The organism is Hymenobacter sp. BT18 (assembly GCF_012273015.1).
GTDB classification, from domain to species: domain Bacteria; phylum Bacteroidota; class Bacteroidia; order Cytophagales; family Hymenobacteraceae; genus Hymenobacter; species Hymenobacter lutimineralis.
This window is the reverse complement of the sequence record NZ_CP050954.1, coordinates 79827-104209: the sequence shown is the minus strand read 5'-3', so window position 1 is coordinate 104209 and position 24383 is coordinate 79827. Positions and strand designations below refer to the sequence as shown.

Below are 24383 nucleotides of genomic sequence, written 5' to 3'. Positions count from 1 at the left end.
CGACCCTTCTCCCGGTCTGTTACCCAACCCCTAGAATGCACAAACCCAACAAAGTACTGATCCTCGGTTCCGGCGCCCTGAAAATCGGGGAGGCCGGCGAGTTCGATTACTCCGGCTCGCAGGCCCTGAAGGCCCTGAAAGAGGAAGGCATCCGCACGATCCTGATCAACCCCAACATTGCCACCGTGCAGACGTCCGAGGGCCTGGCCGACGACGTGTACTTTTTGCCCGTGACGCCCTACTTCGTGGAGGAAGTCATCCAGAAGGAGCAGCCCGACGGCATCCTGGTGGCCTTCGGCGGGCAGACGGCCCTGAACTGCGCCGTGGCCCTGTACCGCGCCGGCATCTTCGACAAGTACCAGGTGCGCGTGCTCGGCACGCCCGTGCAGAGCATCATCGACACGGAGGACCGCGACATCTTCAAGGACAAGCTCGACCAGATCGGCGTGCTCACCGCCCGCAGCGAAGCCGTGACGACGATGGAGGACGCGCTGGCGGCCGGGGAGCGGATTGGCTTCCCGATCATCGTGCGCGCCGCCTTCGCCCTGGGCGGGCTGGGCAGCGGCTTTGCCAACAACCCCGACGAGCTGCGCGCCCTGGCCCAGAAGGCCTTCTCCACCTCCGACCAGATTCTGGTGGAAGAGTCCTTGAAAGGCTGGAAGGAAGTCGAGTACGAGGTGGTGCGGGATGCTTATGACAACTGCATCACCGTCTGCAACATGGAGAACTTCGACCCCATCGGCATCCACACCGGCGAGAGCATCGTGGTGGCCCCGTCGCAGACCTTGAGCAACCGCGAGTACCATAAGCTGCGCAGCATCGGCATCCAGACCATCCGCCACCTGGGCATCGTGGGCGAGTGCAACATTCAGTACGCGCTGGACCCCTACTCGGAGGAATACCGCGTCATTGAGGTGAATGCCCGCCTCTCCCGCTCCTCGGCCCTGGCCTCCAAGGCCACGGGCTACCCGCTGGCCTTCGTGGCCGCCAAGCTCAGCCTGGGCTACTCGCTGGCCGAGCTCAAGAACAGCGTCACGCAAACCACCTCGGCCTTCTTCGAGCCCGCCCTGGACTACCTGGTGGTCAAGCTGCCGCGCTGGGACCTGGGCAAGTTCTCGGGCGTGCAGCGCCAGATCGGCTCGGCCATGAAGAGCGTGGGCGAGGTCATGGCCATCGGCAAAACGTTCGAGGAAGCCATTCAGAAGGGCCTGCGCATGCTCGACACGGGCCGGCGCGGCTTCGTGGCCAACAAAGCCGAGTCGCAGCTCGACCACGCCAGCCTGGACCAGCTGCTGAGCGAGCCCAACGAGGAGCGCATCTTCGCCATCAACGAAGCTTTCCAGGCCGGCTACGACGTGGACCGCGTGCACGCGCTCACGCGCATCGACCGCTGGTTTCTGCAGCGCCTCTACGGCATCTTCCAGCTGGGCCAAACGCTCGGCGAGAAGCGCCACAACGGCGGCCTTGACGCCCTGGATACGGCCCTGCTGCGCCAGGCCAAGAAGCAGGGCTTTTCGGACCAGCAGCTGGCCGTGCTGCTGCTGGGCCCGGCCGAGGTGAAGGCCAACGAGCTGCTCGTGCGCGCTCGCCGCCAGGCCCTGGGCGTGCGGCCCGTCGTCAAGCAGATTGACACGCTGGCGGCCGAATTCCCGGCCCAGACCAACTACCTGTACCTGACCTACCACGGCACCGAGCACGACCTGGAACCGGAAACCGACAAGTCGGTGGTGGTGCTGGGCTCGGGCGTGTACCGCATCGGCTCGTCGGTGGAGTTTGACTGGTGCGGGGTGAATGCGGCCCAGACCGTGAACGAGGAGGGCTACAAGTCCATCATCATCAACTACAACCCCGAAACCGTGAGCACCGACTACGACGTGTCGGACCGCCTCTACTTCGAGGAATTGAGCTACGAGCGGGTGATGGACATCCTGGACTTTGAGGCGCCGCAGGGCGTGATCCTGAGCACCGGCGGGCAGATTCCCAACAACATTGCCACCCGCCTGGAAGCGGCCGGCGCGCCCATCCTGGGCACGGCCGCCGCCCGCATCGACGAGGCCGAAAACCGCCACAAGTTCAGCTCCATCCTCGACGAGCTGGGCATTGCCCAGCCGCGCTGGAGCGAGCTGACCACCCTGGAGGCCATCTACGCCTTCGTCAAGCAGGTGGGCTTCCCGGTGCTGATCCGGCCGAGCTACGTGCTGTCGGGGGCGGCCATGAACGTGGTCTCGAACGTGCCGGAGCTGGAGGAGTACCTGAAGCTGGCCGTGGACGTCAGCGCCGAGTACCCGGTGGTGGTGTCCGAGTTCATCCAGGAGGCGAAGGAAATCGAGCTGGACGCGGTGGCCGACAAGGGGGAAATTGTTTCCTATGCTATTTCCGAGCACGTGGAGTTTGCCGGGGTGCACTCGGGGGATGCGACCATGTACTACCCGCCCCAGCGCGTGTACGTGGGCACGGTGCGCAAGCTCAAGGTCATTGCCGAGAAGATTGCCCGGCGCTTCCAGATCAGCGGGCCGTTCAACATCCAGTTCCTGGAGAAGAACCGCGAAATCCGGGTGATTGAGTGCAACCTGCGGGCCTCGCGCTCCTTCCCGTTCGTGAGCAAGGTCTCGGGCCACAACCTGATCAGGAAGGCCACGCAGGTGCTGCTGGGCGTGCCCGTGGCGCGCGACGCGAGCGAGCTGGTCTACGATTTGCCCTTCGTGGGGGTGAAGGCCTCGCAGTTCTCCTTCACGCGCCTGCAGGGGGCGGACCCGGTGCTGCGCGTGGACATGACCAGCACCGGGGAGGTGGGCTGCCTGGGCGACACGGCCGAGGAAGCGCTGCTGAAGTCCTTGCTGAGCGTGGGCTACCGGATTCCGGAAAAGACGGTGCTCATCTCCAGCGGCCCGCTGACCTCGAAGGTGGCGCTGCTGGAATCGGCGCAGGTGCTGGTGCAGAAGGGCTACACGCTCTACGCCACGCACGGCACGCACAGCTTCTTTGCCGAGCACGGGGTGGCCAGCACCCTGGTGTACTGGCCCGACGAGCTGCAGGAGCCCAACGCGCTGAGCCTGCTGCGCGCGCGCCAGATTGACCTGGTCATCAACATTCCGAAGAACACGAGCAAGGGCGAGCTGGACAACGACTACAACATCCGGCGCACGGCCGTGGACTTCAACAGCCCGCTCATCACCAACGCCCGCCTCGCGAAAGCCTTCATCCACGCCTTCACTTCCCTCTCGCTCGAGGACCTGAAGATCAAGAGCTGGAACGAGTACAAGGCCCTGTAAATAGCCGCGCGACTAAAAAAGGACGCCATGTGGAGCTTGCCCGCATGGCGTCCTTTTTTGGTCTCGCGGCCTAGGTCACTAACCACTTATCAATGTAAAACAACGCTTACTCGCCCGTTTTCGGTTAAACAGCGGTGGCCTCACCGGGCCGGGCCACCTACTTTTTCGCGCATTTCATGGGGTACGTTGCTGCCGTGGCACTAGGCTTTGGCGAATGTTGACCCTTCTTGTCCTACCCGCTCGTAGGCGCCGGTTGCTTCGCTAGGCCCCTACCACCGCGTGTAGCGGCACCGGGTGGATAATCAGCCAGATCAGCTCCCGCAGAATTTCGCCGTCGGTCATGGAGCCCGCGTCGATGCCTTTGCTTTGGGCGTCGGCGCGGCGGATCAGGTGCACGATGTCGCGGGTGCGGTGAAAGTCGAATACCTTCAGGCCGGTCTGGTAGTCCTTGCGCTGAATGGGGAAGCGCAGGCCCATCTTCAGCCAGTCGGCCTCCGAGGGGTTAGGGTTCTGATGCAGGGCCAGCAGCCGGGAAAAGAAGTTGAACAGCAGCGTCAGGTTGGGAATCAGCGGGTTGTTCTTGGGGTTGGCCTCGAAGTAGAGCAGGATGCGGTTGGCCTTGAGCACGTCGCGGCGCACCAGGGCGCTCTGCAGCTCGAAGATGTTGTACTCCTTGCTGATGCCCACCATGCGCTGTACCAAATCCTCGTCGATGGCCTGGCCGGGCAGCAGGTTGATCAGCATCTTGTCTACCTCATTGGTGAGGCGGCCCAGCTCGGCTCCGATATACTCGGCCAGCATCACGGTGGCCTGGGGCGTAATCTGCTGATTTTTGGCGCGCACATACTGGCTGAGCCAGGGCGCCACCTGGTTGTCGTAGAGCTTCTTGCTCGTCATGAGCACGGTGCCGGCCGGGGCAGCATCTTTCTTGTCGCCGGCGAGCAGCTTGCCCAGCTTCTTGCGCGCATCCAGGGTTTTGTGCTTGTAGCAAAACACCAGCACGGTGCTCTGCAGGGGGTTCTTCAGGTAAGCCTCCAGAAACGGCCACGACTTTTCCGCTTCCAGGTCGGCCACGGCCTGGGCTTCCTTCACGATGACCACGGAGCGTTCGGCCATCATCGGGAAGCGCTTGGCCTGGCTTAGAATCCCCGTCACGTCGGTATCCTTGCCGTAGATGACCACTTGGTTGAAGCCTTTCTCGTGCTCGGGCAGCACGTGCTTTTCCAGCAGATCGGCTATCAGGTCGATGTAGTACGGCTCCTCCCCCTGCAGAAAGTACACGGGCGCAAACTGCCGCTGCTGGAGCTGCTTCAGGATTTCGTCGGGCGTGAGCGTCAATTTTGAATTCGTAATGAGCAATTAGTAATTAAGAATTGACAGGGGCACACCGGTAGGTCACCTTCCCAATTCTTCCTACCCAAAGGTACGCCCTGCCTCTTACCTTTGCCGAACTGCTTTGGAAGAATTGGGTGGCTGCTACCGTCTGAGGAAAGCACGTTTGTCTTTCTGAATTCTGCTGGCTCAATTCTTAATTCCTAATTCTTAATTCCTACTTCCACTTTGAACCTCATAGAAGAACTGCGCTGGCGGGGTATGTTTCACGACATGATGCCCGGTACGGAAGAGCACCTGCTGAAGAACGCGCCCATCACCGGCTACATCGGCTTCGACCCTACCGCGCCTTCCCTGCACATCGGCAACCTGGCCACCATCATGCTGCTGGTGCACCTGCAGCGGGCCGGCCACCGCCCCCTGGCGCTGGTCGGTGGCGCCACAGGCATGATTGGGGACCCATCGGGTAAGTCGGCGGAGCGGAATTTGCTGGACGAAGCGGCCCTGCGCCGCAATCAGGCCGGCATTCGGGCCCAGCTGGAGAAGTTCCTGGACTTCACGGAAGGCCCGACCGGGGCCCGGGTGGTAAACAACTACGACTGGTTCAAGGAGTTTGGCTTCCTGCAATTTCTGCGCGAAGTAGGCAAGCACCTGACGGTAAACTACATGATGGCCAAGGACTCGGTCAAGCGGCGCATCAGCGGCAACGAGGATACCGGCGCCGAGGGCATCAGCTACACTGAGTTCAGCTACCAGCTGCTGCAGGGCTACGACTTCTACCACCTCTACAAGGAGCTGGGCACTACGCTGCAAATGGGCGCCTCCGACCAGTGGGGCAACATCACCACCGGCACGGAGCTGATCCGGCGCATGTCGGGCGGCGAAGGCAAGGCCTACGCCCTCACCGGCCAGCTCATTACCAAGGCCGACGGCACCAAATACGGCAAGAGCGAAACCGGCACCGTGTGGCTCGACCCCACCATGACCTCGCCCTACCAGTTCTACCAGTTTTTCCTCAACGCCGCCGACGCCGATGTGCCCCGTCTTATTCGGGTATTTACGCTTTTAAGCCAGGCCGAAATTGAAGCTTTGGAAGCCGAGCACGCCCAGGCTCCGCACCAGCGCATCCTGCAGAAGGCCCTGGCCAAGGACGTGACCATCCGGGTGCATTCCGAGGCGGCGTTTGAAAGCGCGCTGGCGGCCTCGCAGGTTCTGTTCGGGGGCGGCGAGCTAAGCAGCCTCGACGAAGCCACCCTGCTCGACGTGTTTGCCGGCGTGCCCCAGGTAGAGGTTTCACGCGCCGAGCTGGCAGAACTTGATGCGCTTACCCTGCTGAGCACGGCCACCGGCAACGCCATCTTCTCCTCCAAGGGCGAGGCCCGCAAGATGGTGCAGAACAACGGGGTAAAACTGAACCGCGAAAAAGTCACACTCGACCAGGCAGCTACGGCCGTAGCGCCGCTCCTGGACAAATACCTCGTGGCGCAGAAAGGCAAGAACTACTTCCTCATCAAGCTAGTCTAAACCACGGATTCGCGCGGATTTTTCGGATTTCGCGGATTTTGTAGTCGGCACCAACAATAGGCTCGCGTAGTTCGTCTGTCACTCTTCGCTTTGCGCAGGATGACAGCTCCATCAATAAAAAAGCCCCGCAGGTTGCGGGGCTTTTTTGCTGTTTAGGAATCGTCCACAAAATCCACGTAATCCGGAAAATCCGCGCGAATCCGTGGTTTAGATTACTTCTTCTTAGCAGGAGCGGCTTTCTTAGCAGCGGGAGCAGCAGCCTTCTTAGCAGGCGCAGCTTTAGCAGCACCAGCAGCGGGAGCAGCGGCCGAGTTCTTGGCGTTTTGCACCTCCGTGCGGATGGTCTGCGCCATGTTCTTCAGTTCCTGCATGCCTTTGCGCACGCGGGTACCAGCGGCCGAGTTGCCCTTGTCGTAGAACTTCTCAAAGTCAGCTTCCAGCGACATTACGAGGTCTTTCAATTGGCCAAAATTGCTCATTGGAGAGGGGGTTAGTGGGTGTGGAGAAAAGTGCTTAATCGGCCCTAATATACAGGGATTTCAAATACAAGCAAGTTGTCAACTTTTTTTATTAAACCCCATTAGGACGCTTAGAGCGGCCTTTTTTTCGCTGAAATCGTAATTACGCCCTACTCTACAGCCACCACAAATAGCAGAATAGTCCTAAATACAAAAGCCGGCCGCTATCCAGCGGCCGGCTTTACGTACAAAGGCGCGGAAGCTAGTCCTGCAAACCCGCTGGAATCTCGGTTTTCGAGTATAACCCCTTCGAAAGCTTGTCCTGCACCGCTTCAAAGGCTTTAATGGTTAAGGCCACATCGTCGAGGCTGTGGGCGGCCGTGGGAATCAGGCGCAACATAATGACGCCCTTGGGAACCACCGGATATACCACGATAGAGCAGAAAATACCGTGATTCTCACGCAGATCGAAGGTAATCTGGGCAGCATCGGGAATTTGGCCATTGAGCAGCACCGGCGTCACGCAGGACGTGGTGGTACCGATATTGAAGCCTTTTTCGCGCAGTCCGCTTTGCAGGGCCCGCACGATGGTCCAGAGGTTTTCCTTGAGCTCGGGGCGGGTGCGTAGCAGCTCCAGACGCTTCAAAGCGCCCACTACAAGCGGCATGGGCAGGCTTTTGGCGAAAATCTGGCTGCGCATGTTGTAGCGCAAATATTCAATTACGTTTTCCGGTCCAGCTACAAAGGCGCCAATGCTGGCCATAGACTTGGCAAACGTCGAAAAATAAAGGTCGATGCCGTCCTGCACCCCTTGTTCTTCGCCCGTGCCAGCGCCCGTAGCGCCCTGGGTGCCGAAGCCGTGGGCATCATCCACGAACAGGCGGAACTGGTATTTTTCTTTCAGCGCCACCACCCCGCGCAGGTCGCCTTGGTTGCCCGACATGCCAAACACGCCTTCCGTAATCACCAGAATGCCGCCGCCGGTTTCGTCGATGATGCGCTGGGCGCGCTCCAACTGCTTTTCCAGGCTCTGCATGTCGTTGTGCACGTACACGAAGCGCTTACCCGCGTGCAGGCGCACCCCGTCGATAATGCAGGCGTGCGACTCGGCGTCGTACACAATCACGTCGTGGCGGCCCACCATGGCGTCGATGATGCTTACCACGCCCTGGTAGCCGAAGTTGAGCAGCATGCAGTCGGGCTTCATCACAAACTCGGCCAGCTCATTTTCCAGCTGCTCGTGCAGGTTGGAGTTGCCGCTCATCATGCGGGCGCCCATGGGCAGGGCCATGCCGTACTCGGCCGCCGCGTCGGCGTCGGCTTTGCGCACCTCGGGGTGGTTGGCCAGGCCCAGGTAGTTGTTCAGGCTCCAGGTGAGCACCTCTTTGCCGCGGAAAATCATGCGGGGCTTAATCTCGCCTTCCAGCTTGGGGAAGGTGAAATATCCGTGCGCGTAGTGCGAGTGGGAGCCCAGCGGGCCGCGGTTGGCGGCAATCTTCTCAAATAGATCCACGAAGGAACGGGTTGAATGTGAAACGAAAACAAGCGGCTACGGCCAAAAGCCCAACCGCCGGGGATGTGCAAAGTTATGGCAATCCGCAAAGGTAGCCCGCAGCGGGCAGGCATCCAACCTTCCAGGATTTGCCCCGGCCAGGTTGATGGTGCCGTTGGAATGGCGTTTCTTTGGGTGCTGAATGGCCTATTATCAGGTAAAGGACCGTCCTGCTGAGCTTGTCGAAGCATCTCTCCCGTTTCGTTGTAAGGCTATTGATTAGCCAGCGGTAGAGAGTATTCGACAAGCTCAGCAGGACGGGCTGCATGAACACCCGTAACGACCTAGACCCCTCCCACCCGCTCCTATCCTCACCTCCATGAAGAAAATTACCAAGCTGCTCGTAGCCAACCGCGGTGAAATTGCCCTGCGCGTGCTGCGCTCGGCCAAGGAAATGGGCCTGCAAACCGTGGCCATCTACTCCGAGGCCGACCGCAACGCCCTGCACGTGCGCTACGCCGACGAGGCTGTGTGCGTGGGCCCGCCCGCCAGCAAAGACAGCTACCTGCGCGGCGACAAAATCCTGGAAGTGTGCAGGCAATTGGGCGTCGATGCAATTCACCCCGGCTACGGCTTCCTGAGCGAAAACGCCGAGTTTGCCCGTCAGGTAAAAGAAGCCGGGCTGATCTTCGTAGGGCCCTCCCCAGAGGCGATGGATATTATGGGCGACAAGCTCTCGGCCAAGCAGGCCGTGCAGGCCTACAACATTCCGCTGGTGCCGGGCACCGCCGAGGCTATTTCGGACGTGGCTGAGGCCAAGCAGATTGCCCAGCAGGTAGGTTTTCCGATTCTGATTAAGGCCTCGGCCGGCGGGGGCGGTAAGGGCATGCGCCTGGTGCACAATGTGGAGGAGTTCGAGGAGCAGATGCAGCTGGCTATCAACGAAGCGGTATCGGCCTTCGGCGACGGGGCCGTGTTCATTGAGAAGTTCGTGACCGGGCCGCGCCACATCGAAATTCAGGTGCTGGGCGACGAGCACGGCAACATCGTGCACCTGTTTGAGCGCGAGTGCAGCATTCAGCGCCGCCACCAGAAGGTGATTGAGGAAGCCCCTTCCTCGGTGCTCACGCCCGAGCTGCGCGCCGAAATGGGCCGCTGCGCCGTGGACGTGGCCCGGGCCTGCAACTACACCGGGGCCGGCACCGTGGAGTTCCTGCTCGACGACCAGCGCAACTTCTACTTCCTGGAGATGAACACCCGCCTGCAGGTGGAACATCCTGTCACGGAGCAGATTACCGGCCTCGACCTGGTAAAGGAGCAGATTAAGGTGGCCCAGGGCCAGCCCCTCGCCTTCCGCCAGGAAGACCTGAGCATCAACGGCCACGCCCTGGAGCTGCGCGTGTACGCCGAAGACCCGCAAAACAACTTCCTGCCCGACATCGGGACGCTCACGACCTACGTGCGCCCCCAGGGCCCGGGCGTGCGCGTCGATGACGGCTTCGAGCAGGGCATGGACATCCCGATTTACTACGACCCGATGATTGCCAAGCTCGTCACCTTCGGGGCCACGCGCGAGGAGGCCATTGCCCGCATGCTGCGCGCCATCGACGAGTACCAGATTACCGGCATCCAAACGACGCTGGGCTTCGGGAGCTACGTGCTCCGGCACCCGGCCTTCGTGAGCGGCAACTTCGACACCAACTTCATCAAGGACCACTTCACGCCCGAGAGCCTGAAGCCCGCCGCCCCCGACGAAGCCACCGCCAAGCTTGCCGCCGTGCTCACGGCCATGCTGCTCGCGGAAAAGAAATCCGGCGCAACCCCCGCTCCGGCCGATGCTTCGGTTGCTACCGGCTCGGCCTGGAAGCGGAACCGGCTGGGCGTGCGGTAAAGCATGTCAGGTTACTGTAAAAGACTATGCCCGGCCAAATGGCCGGGCATAGTCTTTTACAGCTATATGCTTAAGTTATCCACCCGATAGAGGCATATACTGACGGATCAATCGACGTGGCCAGACGCTCAACTCAATTGTCCAATTACCGCCAACTGCCGGCATAGTCCGCGTAAGTTTGCACGAAGTGTATGCTGTTTTCGTTGGCCTTCGAGCCACCTTTGCAGAGCCCACTCGGCATCCCGACTGTTCCTGAATCCATGATTTCTATTGCTCACGTAAGCAGGCTGATTGTAGGCGTCGTTCTGGTGACGGCTACGCTGTGGGGTAACCAAGCGAAGGCGGCGGCCAAACCAGGCTACGTCATTGGCTTCTCGCAGTGCACCAACGGGGATGCTTGGCGCCTGGCCATGCTGGCGGGCATGCAGAAAGAGCTGAGCTTTTATCCGGAGGTAACGTTTCGGATGAAGGATGCCCACAACAGCAGTGCCCTGCAGGAGAAACACATCCGAGAGTTCCTGCAGGAAGGCATCGACTTGCTGATTGTGTCGGCCAACGAGGCCGAGCCCGTGACGCCCATCGTGGAGGAAGCCTACAACCGCGGCATCCCGGTGGTGATTCTGGACCGGCGCACCACTTCCAAGCTCTATACTGCCTACGTGGGCGGCAACAACGAAGAGGTAGGCCGCACGGCCGGCAACTACGTGGCCAACTTACTTCGGCGGCAGGGCCGGGTGCTGGAAATACTGGGCGCCCCCGGCTCCTCCCCCGCCGTTGACCGGCACCGCGGCTTTGCCCAGGCGCTAGCGGCTTATCCGGGTCTCCGGCTGGTAGGCGAGCTGAACAGCAACTGGGAGCGGCCCTCCGTGCTGGCGCGGCTGCCGGCCGTGCTGAAAGCGGAGCCGGACATCGACCTGATATTTGCCCACAACGACCGGCTAGCCTTAGGAGCCTACCAGGTGTGCAAGCAGCTAGGACTGGAGCGGCGCATCAAAATTGTGGGCGTAGACGGTCTGCCGGGGCCCCACGGCGGCATTCAGCTGGTGCAGGACGGCATTATCAACGCCACGCTGCTGTATTCGCCGGGCGGGGAGGAGGCTATCCGCATGGCCATGAAAATCCTGCGCAAGCAGCCCTACGAGAAGGAAAACATTCTCAGCACCATGGTTATCGACTCAACCAACGTGCTGACGATGAAGCTGCAGACGGAGAAGCTGGCTAGTCAGCAGCAGGATATCCAGCGGCAGCAAGAACTGCTGCGCAAGCAGCGCGACACCTATGCCAGCCAGCAAACGGTGCTCTACGTGCTGGCGGCGGCCCTGCTGGGTGCGGCCTTGCTGGGCCTGCTGGTGTGGCGGGCCTTTCGGGCCAACCGCCGCATCAACCACCAGCTGGCCTTGCAAAACCAGGAAATCCTGTCCCAGCGCAACCAGATTCAGGCGTTTGCCGAGCAGGCCCGGGTAGAAACGGAAGCCAAGCTGCGCTTCTTCACCAACTTCTCCCACGAGCTGCGCACCCCGCTCACCCTTATCCTGGGGCCGGTGGAGGAAATGCTCACCAGCGGCAGCAACGTGCCGGCCGCCCACCGGCACGACTTAAGCCTGATCCGGCGCAATGCCCAGCGCCTGCTCCAGCTGGTCAACCAACTGATGGACTTCCGCAGGATTGACGTGGGGAAAATGCCGGTGCGGGCCACGGAAGGTAATCTGGTCGCGTTTGTGCGCGAGATTATGGACGTGTTTGAGCGCCCGGCCCGGCAGCGCGGTATCAGCCTCCGGTTCCTGCCAGCCCAGCCCGTTATTCCGCTGTGGTTTGATGCCAACATTCTGGACAAGGTATTCTTCAACCTGTTATCCAACGCCCTGAAGTTCACCCCGGAGCGCGGGCAGATTACCGTCAGCATTCAGGTGGTGACGGCCGAGCAGGCCGTGCGCGTGAGCGTGGAGGATACCGGCCGCGGCATTTCCGAGCAGGATAAGGCGCACATTTTCGAGTGGTTTTACCAGGGCCAGCAGTCGGTGGCCAAAGGCTCGGGCATGGGCTTGGCCCTGGCGCTGGGCCTCACGCGCCTGCACCTGGGGCAGTTATCCTTTACCAGTCAGGCGGGGCAGGGCAGCACGTTTGTGGTGACGCTCCCGCTGGAGCTGCCGGCCAACCTCAAGGCCAGCACCACGGCGCCTGTCCCCGCTCCTCTGCTCACCCTGGAAGAAGGCATTGCGGAAAGTCCCACCGAAACCACGCTACCGGCCCTGGCCCAGGGCGCCACGAGCGAGGCGCTGGTGCTCATTATCGAAGATAACCCCGAAGTCAACGCCTTTCTGGTCCAGAAGCTGCGGCCACACTTTCAGGTGAGTGCGGCCACCGATGGCACCACCGGGCTGCGCATGGCCGCCGACACCATTCCCGACCTGATTGTGTGCGACGTGATGCTGCCCGAAATCAGTGGGCTGGAAGTGGTGGCCAAGCTCAAGGAGGACTGGCGCACCTCCCACATTCCGGTGGTGCTGCTCACGGCCCGCAGCGCCCCCGAGCAGCAGGTAGAAGGCGTGCAGGCCGGCGCCGACCTTTACCTGACCAAGCCGTTCAACCCCACCTTCCTGCTGGAAAGCCTGCGCACGCTGCTAGCCAACCGCGACAAACTGCGGGAGCATTTCCGCCGCGAGCTGAGTGTAGACACCGCCACCGTAGCGCCCCAGCGCGTGGACCAGAAATTCCTGGCCGACCTCACGGCCATTGTGGAAGCCAACCTCACCCGCTCCGACCTGAGCGTGGAGGACGTGGCCCGCAGCCTGGGCATCTCGCGGGTGCAGCTTTACCGCAAAGTAAAGGCGGTGTTGGGTACGGGCGTCACCGACTTTATCCAAAGCCAGCGCCTAACCAAGGCGCGCCAGCTGCTGCTTACCGAGGAGCTGACCATTGCCGAAGTTGCCTACCAGCTAGGCTTCTCCACGCCTTCGTACTTCTCCACCAGCTTTAAAGCCCGCTACCAAGTGTCGCCTTCGGAGTTCCGGGCCCTGCACACCACGCCCAGTGCCTGAATCAAAAGTGAAAAACAGGTATCAAAAATAGAAGTTCGGCTTATAGTATCTATACCCACTTTATTCATAAACACCTGATTTACAGCACAGAAAACGTTTGCGGAATTGGGTCTAAAATTTAGAAGAATCTGAATGAATACAGGAAGCCCCCGCTAGGATTCCGACTGAGATTTGGGAAACAATCAGTCATGAAAGCTACCCGCCTACCCTAAGCTATAGCCCGCGCCACCAGGCCTGCTCCTCTTTAAACCGGAGCGGAGGCCGCCGGCGCGGCGGTGCTTACAGCCGGCAGCTTTTAGACTCTTGTTCCGGAATCGTTTTCGGTCGCCGCTTACCGGCCCTGGTGTTGCTCCCTTATTCCTTCTAATTCCCATGAAAGAAACAGTACCCTTTGTGCGGCAGGCGGTGCTCCTGTCCATGCTGGCGGCCGGGCCGCTGGCCCTGCCCTTGCCAGTGCAGGCGGCTACCCTCCGGTACGCCGGCGCCACGGCCCGGCTGGCCGAAACGCCCATCAGCGGCCGTGTCACCGACGACCAGGGCGCGGGCCTACCCGGCGTAACGGTAGTGGTGAAAGGCACGGCCATTGGGACCAGCACCGGCCCCAACGGGGAGTTCAGCCTGAGCGTGCCCGACAACGCCACGCTCATCTTTTCCTTTATCGGCTACAAAACCCAGGAAGTATCCGCCGCGGGCCGCACCAGCTTTAGTGTGAAGCTCGCTACGGACGTGGCGGCCCTGGACGAAGTGGTGGTGACCGGCTACCAGGTGCAACGCAAGGCTGACCTGACCGGGGCCGTGGCCGTGGTGAAGGTAGACGAGGTGAAAGACCTGCCCTCCGGCAACATCATGCGCAACCTGCAGGGCCGCGTGCCGGGCGTGAGCATCAACACCGATGGAGCGCCCGACGGGGGTGTTTCGGTACGCATCCGGGGGCTGGGCACGCTCGGCAACAACGACCCGCTGTACGTGATTGACGGCATCCCGACCAAGGATGGCATCAACCAGCTCAACCAGAACGACATCGAGAGCATTCAGGTGCTCAAGGATGCCTCGGCGGCCAGCATCTACGGCTCCCGGGCCGGCAATGGCGTCATCATCATCACCACCAGAAAGGCCCGCAAAGGGCTGAATCGGGTGGAGTTCAGCACGTTTGCCACCGTGCAGCAACCGCGCGAGCTGGCGCCCATGCTCAACACCCAGGAGTACGGCCGCACCTACTGGCAGGCGGCCGTGAACGACGGCCTCACGCCCAGCAGCCCGCTCTACACGTTCCGCTCGCACACCGATGCCAATGGCCGCCCGGTACTGGATGAGGTAGTAGTGCCCGAGTTCATCGACGCCGACAAGACCCAGCGCGCTGCTGACACCAACTGGTTTGAGGAAATCCAGCAACGCTCCCTGATTCAGAGCTACAACGTGAACCTGGCCAGCGGCGGGGAGCGGGGCAATGCCCTGTTCTCGCTGAACTACTACGACAACGACGGCGTGGTGAAGTACTCCAACTTCAAGCGCTTCACGGGCCGCCTGAACTCGGACTATTCTTTTCTGGATGGCAAGCTGAAAGTAGGGGAAAACCTGACGCTGGCGCGCAGCCGCCAGAGCTATGGCGAAGACCGGCAGGCTCTGGGCGTATCGGTGCTGCAGCTGGCCATTGTGCCGGTGCGCACGGTGGATGGCGTGGGCTGGGGTGGGCCGGTAAATGGCATTGCCGACCGCCAGAACCCCGTGCGCCTACTGGAAGACAACAAGCAAAACTACGGGGCCACCAACCGGGCCTTTGGCAACGCCTTTGCCGACCTGGAGCTGGTGAAAAACCTGCACCTGCGCACCAGCTTCGGCATCGACTACAGCTTGTTCAGCCAGCGCAGCTTGTTTAAACGCTACAAGTCGGGCTATTTGTCCGACAACCTGAACCGCCTAGTGAATGTGGAGCGCACCTTCGGCAACTGGGTGTGGCAGAACACGCTCAACTACAGCCTCACACTGGGCAAAAGCCAGCTGGATTTGCTGGCCGGCACGGAGCGCATCAGCTATACTTTCACCGAAATATCGGCCCAGCGCACGGGCTTCGCCATCGAAGACCTAGACTATGCCTACCTCGACGCGGGCTCGGCCAACAAGGACAACGGCGGCTTTGCCTCGGCTTACCGGCTGGCTTCGTACTTCGGCAAAGTCAACTACGCCTTTAATGAGCGGTACCTGGCCTCGGTTACGCTGCGCCGGGACGGCAGCTCCCGCTTCGGCAAGGAAAACCAGTTTGGCGTGTTTCCGGCGGCTTCGGCGGGCTGGCGCATCTCGGAGGAAAGCTTCCTGAAAGACAACGTAGCGCTGGTATCGGATCTGAAGCTGCGTGCCGGCTGGGGCCAGACCGGCAACCAGGACATTGCCTACGACGCAGCCTACAGCCTCTACCGCCCCGTGTACGGCACCGACCCCACCTGGGACCCCGACCAGGGCACGGCCTACGACATTGCCGGCAACAAAGCCGGGGCCCTGCCCTCGGGGTACCGCCGCTTTCAGCAGGGCAACGACCAGCTGAAATGGGAAACCACCACCCAAACCAACATCGGCCTGGACTTTGGCCTGCTCCAGAACAAGCTCACCGGCTCGGTGGACTACTTCGTGAAGAACACCAAGGACATTCTGGTGAAGCCGCCGTACCTGGCGGTGGTAGGCGAAGGCGGTGACCGGTTCGTGAATGGCGCCTCCATCGAAAACAAGGGCTGGGAGTTCCTGCTCGGCTACCAGAACGAGCTGGCCGGCAGCGGCTTTGCCTACAACATCACGGGCAACCTGAGCAGCTACCGCAACCAGGTTACGGCCCTGCCCCGCGAGGTTATCAACGCCTACGGCGGCAACGGACAGGACGTGACCATCATCGGGCAGCCCTTTGGCTCGCGCTACGGCTACGTGGCCGAGGGCCTCTTCCAGAGCCAGGGCGAGGTAGATACCCACGCCACCCAGGTAGGGGCCGGTCCCGGCCGCATCCGCTACCGCGACCTGAACGGGGACGGCAAAATCGACAACTTCGACCAGACCTGGATTACCAGCAACCAGCCCGACTTCATCTATGGCCTGAACCTGGGCGCCAGCTACAAGGGCTTCGACGTGCAGCTGTTCTGGCAGGGCGTGCAGGGCTTGGAGGTGTACAACGAAACAAAGTTCCGCACCGACTTCAGCTACGTGACCGGCGAAAACTGGGGCAAGCGCGTGCTGGATGCCTGGACGCCCGAAAACAACGGCTCCACCATTCCCGCCGTGTCCCTGCTCAACCAGAACAACGAGCTGCGCCAGTCGAGCTACTTCGTTGAAAACGGCTCTTACCTGAAGCTGCGCAACGCCCAGCTGGGCTACTCCGTGCCCCAGCACCTGGCGGGCCGCCTGCGCCTACAGCAAGTGCGCCTCTACGTGCAGGGCACCAACCTGCTCACCCTCAAAGACCGCAAAGGCCCCAACGCCTACACCAGCCTCGACCCCGAAATCCAGACGTTCGGCTACCCCATTCCCCTCACCTTCACCACCGGCCTGAACGTGACCTTCTAGAACTGAGAGCTTAGAGCTTAGAGCTTAGAAGTGAGACTCTGGGATGCTTGAGTTATCTGCCAGAATTCTAAGCTCTCAGTTCTAAGCTCTACCCTACAACTGCTTTTCCCGATGAAAAAGATACAGCTACTTACCCTTACGGCGGCCCTGCTGGCCGCATCGGCCACTTCCTGCAACGACAAGGACTTTCTGGACTTGTCGCCGCGCGGGGCCCTGAGCGACGAGAACCTGAACACGCCCGAAGGGGCCGAAAAGCAGGTTATTGCCGCCTACTCTGCCCTGGCCAACGACGGCTTCACGGCGCCCTTCAGCTCCTTGTGGCCCTACGGCAACCTGCGCTCCGGCGACGCCTACAAGGGCGGCGGGGGCACCGGCGACATTGAGGGCTTCCACTTCTACGAAACCTTCACCTTCAATCGCCCCGACATCGGCAACACCGACGAGGTATGGTTCCGCCTCTACGTGGGCATTTCCCGGGCCAACGAAGCCCTTAACCGCCTGAACAAAGTAGACATGCCCAACAAGGCCATCCGCCAGGGCGAGATGCGCTTTTTGCGCGGGCACTTCTACTTCATCCTGAAAGAGTTGTTTGACCGCGTGCCCTACATCGACGAAACGGTGCCCGTGGGTGACTACGAGAAGATTTCGAACGTGGACTTGAGCAGCCAGCAGCTCTGGGACAAGATTGCCGCCGACTTCCAGTTTGCGGTGGACAACCTGCCCGCTTCGCAGGGTGAGGTAGGTCGGGCCAGCCAGGTAGCGGCCAAGGCGTATCTGGCCAAGACGCGCCTGTTTCAGGCCTACGTGCAGGACGACAACCACCAGGTGACCAGCCTCGACCAGGCCAAGCTGCAGGAAGTGGTGCGCCTCACCGATGAGGTCATCGGCTCGGGCAAGCACAGCCTCTCCCCCGATTTCGGCAACAACTTCCAGTCGCAGTTCGACAACGGGCGCGAGTCGGTGTTTGCCATCCAGTTTTCCAAGGACGATGGTACCCCCCGCGGGCGCATCAACCAGGGCAACAAGCTCAACTACCCCATGAACGCGGAGTTTGGCTGCTGCGGGTTCCACCAGCCCAGCCAGAACCTGGTCAACGCCTTCAAAACCGACGCCAAGGGCCTTCCGCTGTTCACCACTTACAACACCACCAGCCTTACCGAGCCGGCCGACTTCCAGACCAACGCCGTGGACCCGCGCCTCGACCACACCGTGGCCATTCCTACCCACCCCTGGAAATATGACCCTTCCTTCGTGTTTCAGCGCAGCTGGGTGCGCGTACCCGATATCTACGGCCAGTTTATGTCGCAGAAAGAACTGGTAGGCCCCAAGGACCAGAGCTTTCAGAAGCTGCCGCCCTTCATGAGCAGCACCAAGAACTGGGCCGTCATCCGCTACGCCGATGTGCTGCTCTGGAAAGCCGAAGCACTCATAGAGCTGAACCGCCCGGCCGAGGCCCTGCCCCTCATCAACGAGCTGCGCCGCCGGGCCGCCGCCAGTACCACCCTGCTCAAGGACATCAACGGCCAGCCGGTATCCAACTACCGCATTGGGGAGTACGCCGCCGACCAGTGGAGCCAGGAATATGCCCGCGAAGCCTTGCGCTGGGAGCGGCGCCTGGAGTTTGCCATGGAAGGCTCGCGCTTTTTCGACCTGGTGCGCTGGGGCATTGCCGCCGACTACCTGAACACCTACCTGACCGTGGAGAAAACCCGCCGCCAGTACCTGCAGAACGCCCAGTTCCAGCGCGGCCGCGACGAGTACCTGCCCATCCCGCTCAACCAAATCAACTTCAGCAAGGGCCTCTACAAGCAAAACCCGAACTGGTAACTGGCTGGCCCGTCGGCCACGCTAAAAATTCATCGGACCGGGCCCCCTGGTGGTGGTAAGGGGATAGACCAGCATCCTGCCGCCAGTGCCCAGGCGACGAGCAAAATATGTTCGTCGCCCACCAATGGCCATGATGTCGCCAGTTGGGTCCGGTTCGGTGTTTTTTTTAGATAACCGGCTCTTTTACAGCTTCCCATCCACTAGAAAGCCCTGCCGGGCCCCGAGCCGACTGCTTTCTGCATTTTTGATTCTCGTGAAAAACAATAACGTCTTCTTCTGGTCCCTGGTCGTGGCGCTGGGCGGCTTTCTGTTCGGCTTCGACACGGCCGTTATTTCCGGGGCCGAAAAAGCCATTCAGCAGCTCTGGGGCCTGAGTGCCGGCGAGCATGGCTTCACCATTGCCGTGGCCCTCATCGGCACGGTTATCGGCGCCATCTTCGGCGGCATTCCTTCCGACAAGCTGGGCCGCCGCCAGACGCTGATCTGGATTGCCGTGCTTTACTTCGTGTCGGCGCTGGGGGCGGCCCTCACCTCCAACTGGTACGCTTTCATGCTGTTCCGCTTCCTGGGCGGGCTGGGCGTGGGGGCCTCCTCGGTTACGGCTCCGCTCTACATTTCGGAGGTAGCCCCGGCTTCCCGGCGCGGGCAGATGGTGGCTATGTTTCAGTTCAATATCGTATTCGGCATCCTGGCCGCCTACCTCTCCAACTACCTACTCACGGGCGCGGGGGAGCAGGACTGGCGCTGGATGCTGGGCGTGCAGGTGGTACCGTCCCTGGCGTTTTTCCTACTACTGTTCCGGGTGCCCGAAAGTCCCCGCTGGCTGCTCGGTCAGGGCCGAGTGGCAGAAGGACGCGCCGTGCTGCGCCGCATCGACGCGGCCGGCGCCGACCAGCTGGTAACCGACATTCTCACCAGCAACGCGGCCGACGAGGCTGCCGGCGGCCGGTCGTTGTTTGCCCGCCAGCACCGCGGGCCCGTTATGCTGGCCGTGCTGTTTGCCTTGTTTAACCAAGTGTCCGGCATCAACGCCATCATCTACTACGCCCCGCGCATCTTCGAAATGACGGGCCTGGGCAAAAGCTCCGCCCTGCTCTCCTCGGCCGGGCTGGGCCTGGTCAACTTCGCCTTCACCCTGCTGGCCCGCCGCGTCATCGACCAGTTTGGCCGCCGCAAGCTTATGTTCATCGGCTCGTTTGGCCTCATTGCCACGCTAGGGCTAGTGGCCTGGACATTCTACACCGAAAACTTCCAGGCCCTGGGCGGCTTGCTCGTGCCGGCGCTACTGTTCGTGTACATTGCCTTTTTCGCCTTTTCGCAGGGAGCCGTTATCTGGGTGTTCATCTCCGAAATCTTTCCCAACACCGTTCGCGCCAAAGGCCAAGCCCTGGGTTCCAGCACGCATTGGGTGATGGCCGCCCTCATTGCTTTCACCTTCCCGTCCCTGGCCGAAAAGCTGGGTGGCGGCAACACCTTCGCCTTCTTCTGCTCGATGATGGTACTCCAGCTGCTGTTTGTGTGGCGCCTGATGCCCGAAACCAAAGGCACTTCTCTGGAACACGTGGAGAAAACCCTCGTGCTGCACTAACTGGCCGATTGACCGCCAGCAGTGACCGTAGAAACCTTAGCTACCGTCACGAAGAACGTAGCGGCGACTTTTACGCGGGCGCCTGCGGCCTCACCGCTGCTGACCCTTGATATTTTGTCCAAAGCCCTTTGCTGATGACTTCCCGACTTCCCAACCTCGAAACGCCTTCCTTCGCCTGCTTCGGCGAAGTGCTCTGGGACGTGCTGCCCACCGGCCAACAGCCCGGCGGCGCCCCCTTCAACGTGGCCGTACACCTGCGCCAGCTGGGCCTGCCCGCCGACCTGATCAGCCGCGTGGGCGACGATGAGCTGGGCACCGAGCTGCTGGCCTTTATCGAAAGCAAAAACCTGCGCCTCGACTACGTGCAGCGCGGCCATTCCCACCTCACGGGCGTGGTAAAAGCCAACGTGGACGACGCCTACGAAGTCACCTACAAGATTGTGCAGCCCGTGGCCTGGGACTACATCCACTACGAGCCCGCGCTGGAAACTTTGGTGCAGCAGGCCGAGGTGTTCGTGTTCGGCTCCCTGGCTGCCCGCCAGGCCGGCACCCGCGAAACCCTCTACCGCCTGTTGGAGCACGCCCGCTTTAAAGTATTCGACGTGAACCTGCGCCCCCCCCACTACACCAAAGAGGTGGTGCGGTACCTGCTCGAAAAAGCCGATATGGTGAAGCTGAACCACCACGAGCTCGCCGAACTCATGGCCTGGTTCAGCGCCGAAACCGATGAGGCAACTGCCCTACAGTGGCTAGCCGACCGTTTCGGGTTGCAGGCCGTGTGTCTCACCAAAGGTGCCGATGGAGCCCTGCTTTGGGCCAACGACCAGCTGTACTCGGCGCCCGGCGTGCCGGTAGCGGTGACGGACACCATCGGAAGCGGCGACTCATTCCTGGCCGCTTTGCTGAAAGGCCTGCTAACCGGTCAGGAACCCGGCGAGGCCCTGCGCTTCGCCTGCGCCACCGGCGCACTCGTAGCCACTCACGCCGGCGCCACGCCCACCTTTCAGGAAACCGACGTGCATGCCCTGCTGGCTGCACAGCCGGTGTAACCTCACCCACCCCATGAACAAGCCCTTGTTACTGGCCCTTGCGGCCCTGAGTATTGCCACTGCGGCCCCGGCGCAAACCGCCGCTCCCGCGCCACCGGCCACGCCCCAGTACCGCCCGGCCTACCACTTCTCGCCGGCCCGCATGTGGATGAACGACCCCAACGGCATGGTGTACCTCAATGGCACCTACCACCTGTTCTTCCAGCACTACCCCGAGGGCCTGACCTGGGGACCCATGCACTGGGGCCACGCCACCAGCCGGGACCTAGTAACCTGGCAGGAGCTGCCCATTGCCCTCTACCCCGATAAGCTGGGCATGATCTTCTCCGGCAGCGCCGTGGTAGACGCCAACAATACCGCCGGCTTCGGCAAAAACGCGCTGGTGGCTATTTTTACCCATCACAACCCCGACGAGGAAAAGAAAGGCACCGGGCGCCACCAGTACCAAAGCCTGGCTTACAGCCTCGACGAAGGCAAAACCTGGACGAAGTACGCCGGCAACCCCGTGCTGCCCAACCCCGGCATCCAGGACTTCCGCGACCCCAAAGTAAGCTGGCACGAGGCCTCCCGGCAGTGGGTGATGACACTGGCCACCAAGGACCGTATCACCTTCTACGGCTCGCCCGACCTGAAAAGCTGGACCAAGCTTAGCGAGTTTGGCGAGAAGCTGGGTGCCCACGGCGGCGTATGGGAATGCCCCGATTTGTTTCCGCTCACCCTCAACGGCAAAACCCACTGGGTGCTGCTGGTGAGCATCAACCCCGGCGGGCCCAACGGCGGCTCGGCCACCCAGTACTTCGTGGGGCAGTTTGATGGCAAAACCTTCGTGCCCGCCACTACCACCCAAAAATGGATTGACTGGGGCAAGGACAACTACGCCGGCGTGACGTGGGGTAACACCGGGGCCCGCAAGCTCTTCCTGGGCTGGATGAGCAACTGGGAATACGCCGAAAAAGTGCCCACCGCCCCCTGGCGCAGCGCCATGACGGCCCCGCGCGAGCTGGCGCTGCAGCAGGTAGGCGCCGAAACCTATCTGACCTCGCGCCCGGCCACGGAAATGGCCCGCCTGCTCCAGCCCAAGCCCACAGCGCTGAAAAAGCTGACGGTGAAGCCCGAGCTGCCGCTGACCGAGAAGCTGCCCGCCCTTACGCCCCAGTTCCAACTTAGGCTCACTACCAAGCAGCTGACGGATATGACCCTGGTGCTGTCCAACGAGCAAGGCGAAGAGCTGCTGCTTGGCTACGACAAGCAGCAGAACCAGTACTACATCGACCGCAGCAAAGCCGGCGCTACGGGGTTCAGCGACAAATTTCCCGGCCGCCACTCGGGCCCGCGCCTGGCCACCGCTCCTGGTGCCGACCTCACGCTGCTGTTCGATGCGGCGTCGGTGGAGCTGTTTGCTGATGGGGGGCTGACCACCCTGACGGACATTTTTTTCCTGAGTCAGCCTTTCAGCAAAATAGTTCTGCGCGCCCCCGGTGGCTTCACCGTGGATGCCCTTACATACGCTCCCCTGGCCCTCAAAAAAGCAAACTAACGTCTTAACGGCCAGTCAGCTGCCCCCGCAACTTCTTCTTCGACTCATGACGTCTTCTCACTTGCCTGGCCGGGTATTCCTGGCCGCCGGGCTGCTGTTGTCGGCCTGCCAGGAAAAAGACCCGGCTAAGCCCCAGCCACCCGTTACCGACCCCAGTAAAAACCTGGTGTGCACCCCGGGGGCTGAGCGCAGCGACTACAGCATCTTCCCGAAGGTGGGCGATGGGGCCGGCGTGGGCGACGTGATGCCTTACTTCGATGCGGCTTCGGGCTCCATGTACATCTACTACCTGAAGGACGTGTGGAACGATGCTACCAACCAGCGCCACCCCTGGTACGGCTTTCAGACCGCCGACTTCCGGCAGTACACCGAGCTGCCGGCCGGGGAGCTGCTGGCCTCCGCCTCCGGCGACTGCGCCCAGGACCGCGCCATCGGGACGGGCAGTGTGCAGGAGCTGGGCGGCACGTACTACGCCTTTTACACCGGGCACAACCCCAACGCCGCCAACTGCGGCCACCGCAAAGAGGGCATTATGCTGGCTACCGCGCCCGGTCCGGCCCAGAAGTTCACCAAGAACCCGGCCTTCACCACGCTCTACGTGCCCAAGGGCCAGGGCTTCGACGAGAATGACAACTTCCGCGACCCGTACGTGTACCTCAACGACGAAACCAAGCAGTATGACATGCTGGTAGCCGCCCGCCAGCACAACCGGGGCGTGGTCATAAAGTACACGTCGGCCGATTTGCTGACTTGGAGCTACCAGGGCATCCTCTACGACGGCGGGGCCAGCAGCTGCGTGATGCTGGAATGCCCGCAGCTGTTCAATATCGGTAGCACCTACTACCTCACGTTTTCCGACATCACTACGCGTAACTTCTACTACCGCAAAAGCCTCTCGCCCAGCGGCCCTTGGAGCCCGCCTGCCGGCGCCGAGCGAGTAGATGGCAGCGGCCTGTACGCGGCCAAAGTGCTGAACAACACTACCACGGGCAAGCACTACCTTATCGGCTGGGTAAACCGCTACCAGAACCACCAGGATGGCGGCAGCTGGTGGTGGGGGGGCAACCTGGTCACGCACGAGCTGGTGCAAACCGCCAATGGTGACCTGACCGTGCAGCTGGTTCCCGCCCTCAGGACTTACCTCGAAGCCCAAACCGAGCCGCTGGTGCGCGTGAGCCGCACCGCTACCGCCAGCCGCCCCGATTCCAGCACCTACGTACTGGCCGGCCCCGCCACCGGCCCGCTGGCCCACGTGCTGTTCAAGCCCCTGAACCTGACGCGCTACAAGATCAGCGCCACCGTCTCCTACACCGACGCGGCCAACGACTTTGGCTTTATGCTGGGCGCCTGCGACGGCACCAACGAGTTTTACAGCCTGCGCTTCGTACCCAGCCAGAACCGCTTCAGCTTCGACCGCACCAACCGAAACAGCCTTGCCCCGGGCACTTCCGCCGTGGCCGACGTGCCGTTTCCGCTGCAGCCCAATACCGACTACACCGTGGACATCGTGCAGGAAAATTCGGTGGTGGTGGTGTACCTAAACGGTGTTGCGGCCCTGTCGTCGCGCATCTACAAGGCCCCGCGCACTTCCTGGGGCATATTTGCCGATAAGAGTACGGCCACTTTCCGCCACCTCACCGTCACCAAGCCTTAGGCCGCGCCGCCGGCTTGGGAAAGCGCCCGCCCAGCAGCACTTGGTAGCTACAGCCGGAGGAGCGGCGCGGTGCCCGCTGGCTGCCCCGTTTCTGGCTGACAGGGACGCGGGCTGAACTTCGTAATGCCGGCGCCGGTCAGGCAACGGGAGTGTACTGCACAGGATGCTTCCGGTGGCA

12 protein-coding genes and 1 pseudogene are annotated in these 24383 nt (G+C 61.6%); 10 read left to right on the top strand and 3 right to left on the bottom strand.

What is annotated here, in order from left to right; all coding sequences use genetic code 11:
• The first annotated feature begins 35 nt into the window (after nucleotides 1-35).
• Nucleotides 36-3272 carry a carbamoyl-phosphate synthase (glutamine-hydrolyzing) large subunit gene (gene carB, locus HER32_RS00470; protein WP_168679628.1) on the top strand — a complete coding sequence of 1079 codons (3237 nt, stop codon included), beginning with the start codon at nucleotides 36-38 and terminating at the stop codon, nucleotides 3270-3272.
• A gap of 261 nt (nucleotides 3273-3533) precedes the next feature.
• Here carB and holA read toward each other — a convergent pair whose 3' ends face one another.
• Entirely contained in the window at nucleotides 3534-4610 is a 1077-nt protein-coding gene (gene holA, locus HER32_RS00465; protein ID WP_168679626.1) for a DNA polymerase III subunit delta, read from the bottom strand.
• 222 nt (nucleotides 4611-4832) lie between these two features.
• Between holA and tyrS the strand changes: the two genes are divergently transcribed.
• Nucleotides 4833-6128: a tyrosine--tRNA ligase gene (gene tyrS / locus HER32_RS00460; RefSeq protein WP_168679624.1), complete on the top strand. Its 1296-nt coding sequence runs from the start codon at nucleotides 4833-4835 to the stop codon at nucleotides 6126-6128.
• 308 nt (nucleotides 6129-6436) lie between these two features.
• Here tyrS and HER32_RS20345 read toward each other — a convergent pair.
• Together HER32_RS20345 and HER32_RS00450 are read right to left on the bottom strand one after the other, a co-directional pair.
• A pseudogene (locus HER32_RS20345) lies at nucleotides 6437-6607 on the bottom strand (histone H1); the annotation flags it as partial.
• Between the two features lie 241 nt (nucleotides 6608-6848).
• Nucleotides 6849-8099 (bottom strand): aminotransferase class I/II-fold pyridoxal phosphate-dependent enzyme, encoded by a 1251-nt coding sequence (locus HER32_RS00450; protein WP_168679622.1) that lies wholly within the window; start codon nucleotides 8097-8099, stop codon nucleotides 6849-6851.
• Nucleotides 8100-8457: 358 nt separating this feature from the next.
• On the opposite strand from HER32_RS00450, the gene accC reads away from it, so the two are divergent.
• The 8 genes from accC to HER32_RS00410 all read left to right on the top strand — a co-directional run bounded on the left by accC (nucleotide 8458) and on the right by HER32_RS00410 (nucleotide 24205).
• Entirely contained in the window at nucleotides 8458-9969 is a 1512-nt protein-coding gene (gene accC / locus HER32_RS00445) for an acetyl-CoA carboxylase biotin carboxylase subunit (protein ID WP_168679620.1), read from the top strand.
• A gap of 260 nt (nucleotides 9970-10229) precedes the next feature.
• On the top strand, nucleotides 10230-13007 hold the full coding sequence (locus HER32_RS00440; RefSeq protein WP_168679618.1) for a substrate-binding domain-containing protein: 2778 nt from the start codon (nucleotides 10230-10232) through the stop codon (nucleotides 13005-13007).
• A gap of 372 nt (nucleotides 13008-13379) precedes the next feature.
• Entirely contained in the window at nucleotides 13380-16550 is a 3171-nt protein-coding gene (locus HER32_RS00435) for a SusC/RagA family TonB-linked outer membrane protein (RefSeq protein ID WP_168679616.1), read from the top strand.
• 111 nt (nucleotides 16551-16661) lie between these two features.
• Nucleotides 16662-18377: a RagB/SusD family nutrient uptake outer membrane protein gene (locus tag HER32_RS00430; RefSeq protein WP_168679614.1), complete on the top strand. Its 1716-nt coding sequence runs from the start codon at nucleotides 16662-16664 to the stop codon at nucleotides 18375-18377.
• A 253-nt stretch (nucleotides 18378-18630) separates the two neighbouring features.
• Complete coding sequence (locus HER32_RS00425) at nucleotides 18631-19965, top strand: sugar porter family MFS transporter (protein ID WP_232066327.1); 1335 nt, start codon at nucleotides 18631-18633, stop codon at nucleotides 19963-19965.
• A 134-nt stretch (nucleotides 19966-20099) separates the two neighbouring features.
• Nucleotides 20100-21014, top strand: coding sequence for a carbohydrate kinase family protein (locus HER32_RS00420; protein WP_168679612.1), 915 nt, complete (start codon nucleotides 20100-20102; stop codon nucleotides 21012-21014).
• Nucleotides 21015-21027: 13 nt separating this feature from the next.
• Nucleotides 21028-22551, top strand: a complete 1524-nt coding sequence (locus tag HER32_RS00415) for a glycoside hydrolase family 32 protein (protein WP_168679610.1) — start codon at nucleotides 21028-21030, stop codon at nucleotides 22549-22551.
• Nucleotides 22552-22597: 46 nt separating this feature from the next.
• Nucleotides 22598-24205, top strand: coding sequence for a glycoside hydrolase family 32 protein (locus HER32_RS00410; RefSeq protein ID WP_168679608.1), 1608 nt, complete (start codon nucleotides 22598-22600; stop codon nucleotides 24203-24205).
• Nucleotides 24206-24383 lie beyond the last annotated feature (178 nt).

Coding starts and splice junctions, on each gene's coding strand:
- HER32_RS00435 (WP_168679616.1), top strand. CDS start 13,380: ATGAAAGAAACAGTACCCTTTGTGCGGCAGGCGGTGCTCCTGTCCATG.
- HER32_RS00410 (WP_168679608.1), top strand. CDS start 22,598: ATGACGTCTTCTCACTTGCCTGGCCGGGTATTCCTGGCCGCCGGGCTG.
- HER32_RS00430 (WP_168679614.1), top strand. CDS start 16,662: ATGAAAAAGATACAGCTACTTACCCTTACGGCGGCCCTGCTGGCCGCA.
- HER32_RS00440 (WP_168679618.1), top strand. CDS start 10,230: ATGATTTCTATTGCTCACGTAAGCAGGCTGATTGTAGGCGTCGTTCTG.
- carB (WP_168679628.1), top strand. CDS start 36: ATGCACAAACCCAACAAAGTACTGATCCTCGGTTCCGGCGCCCTGAAA.
- HER32_RS00420 (WP_168679612.1), top strand. CDS start 20,100: ATGACTTCCCGACTTCCCAACCTCGAAACGCCTTCCTTCGCCTGCTTC.
- HER32_RS00415 (WP_168679610.1), top strand. CDS start 21,028: ATGAACAAGCCCTTGTTACTGGCCCTTGCGGCCCTGAGTATTGCCACT.
- accC (WP_168679620.1), top strand. CDS start 8,458: ATGAAGAAAATTACCAAGCTGCTCGTAGCCAACCGCGGTGAAATTGCC.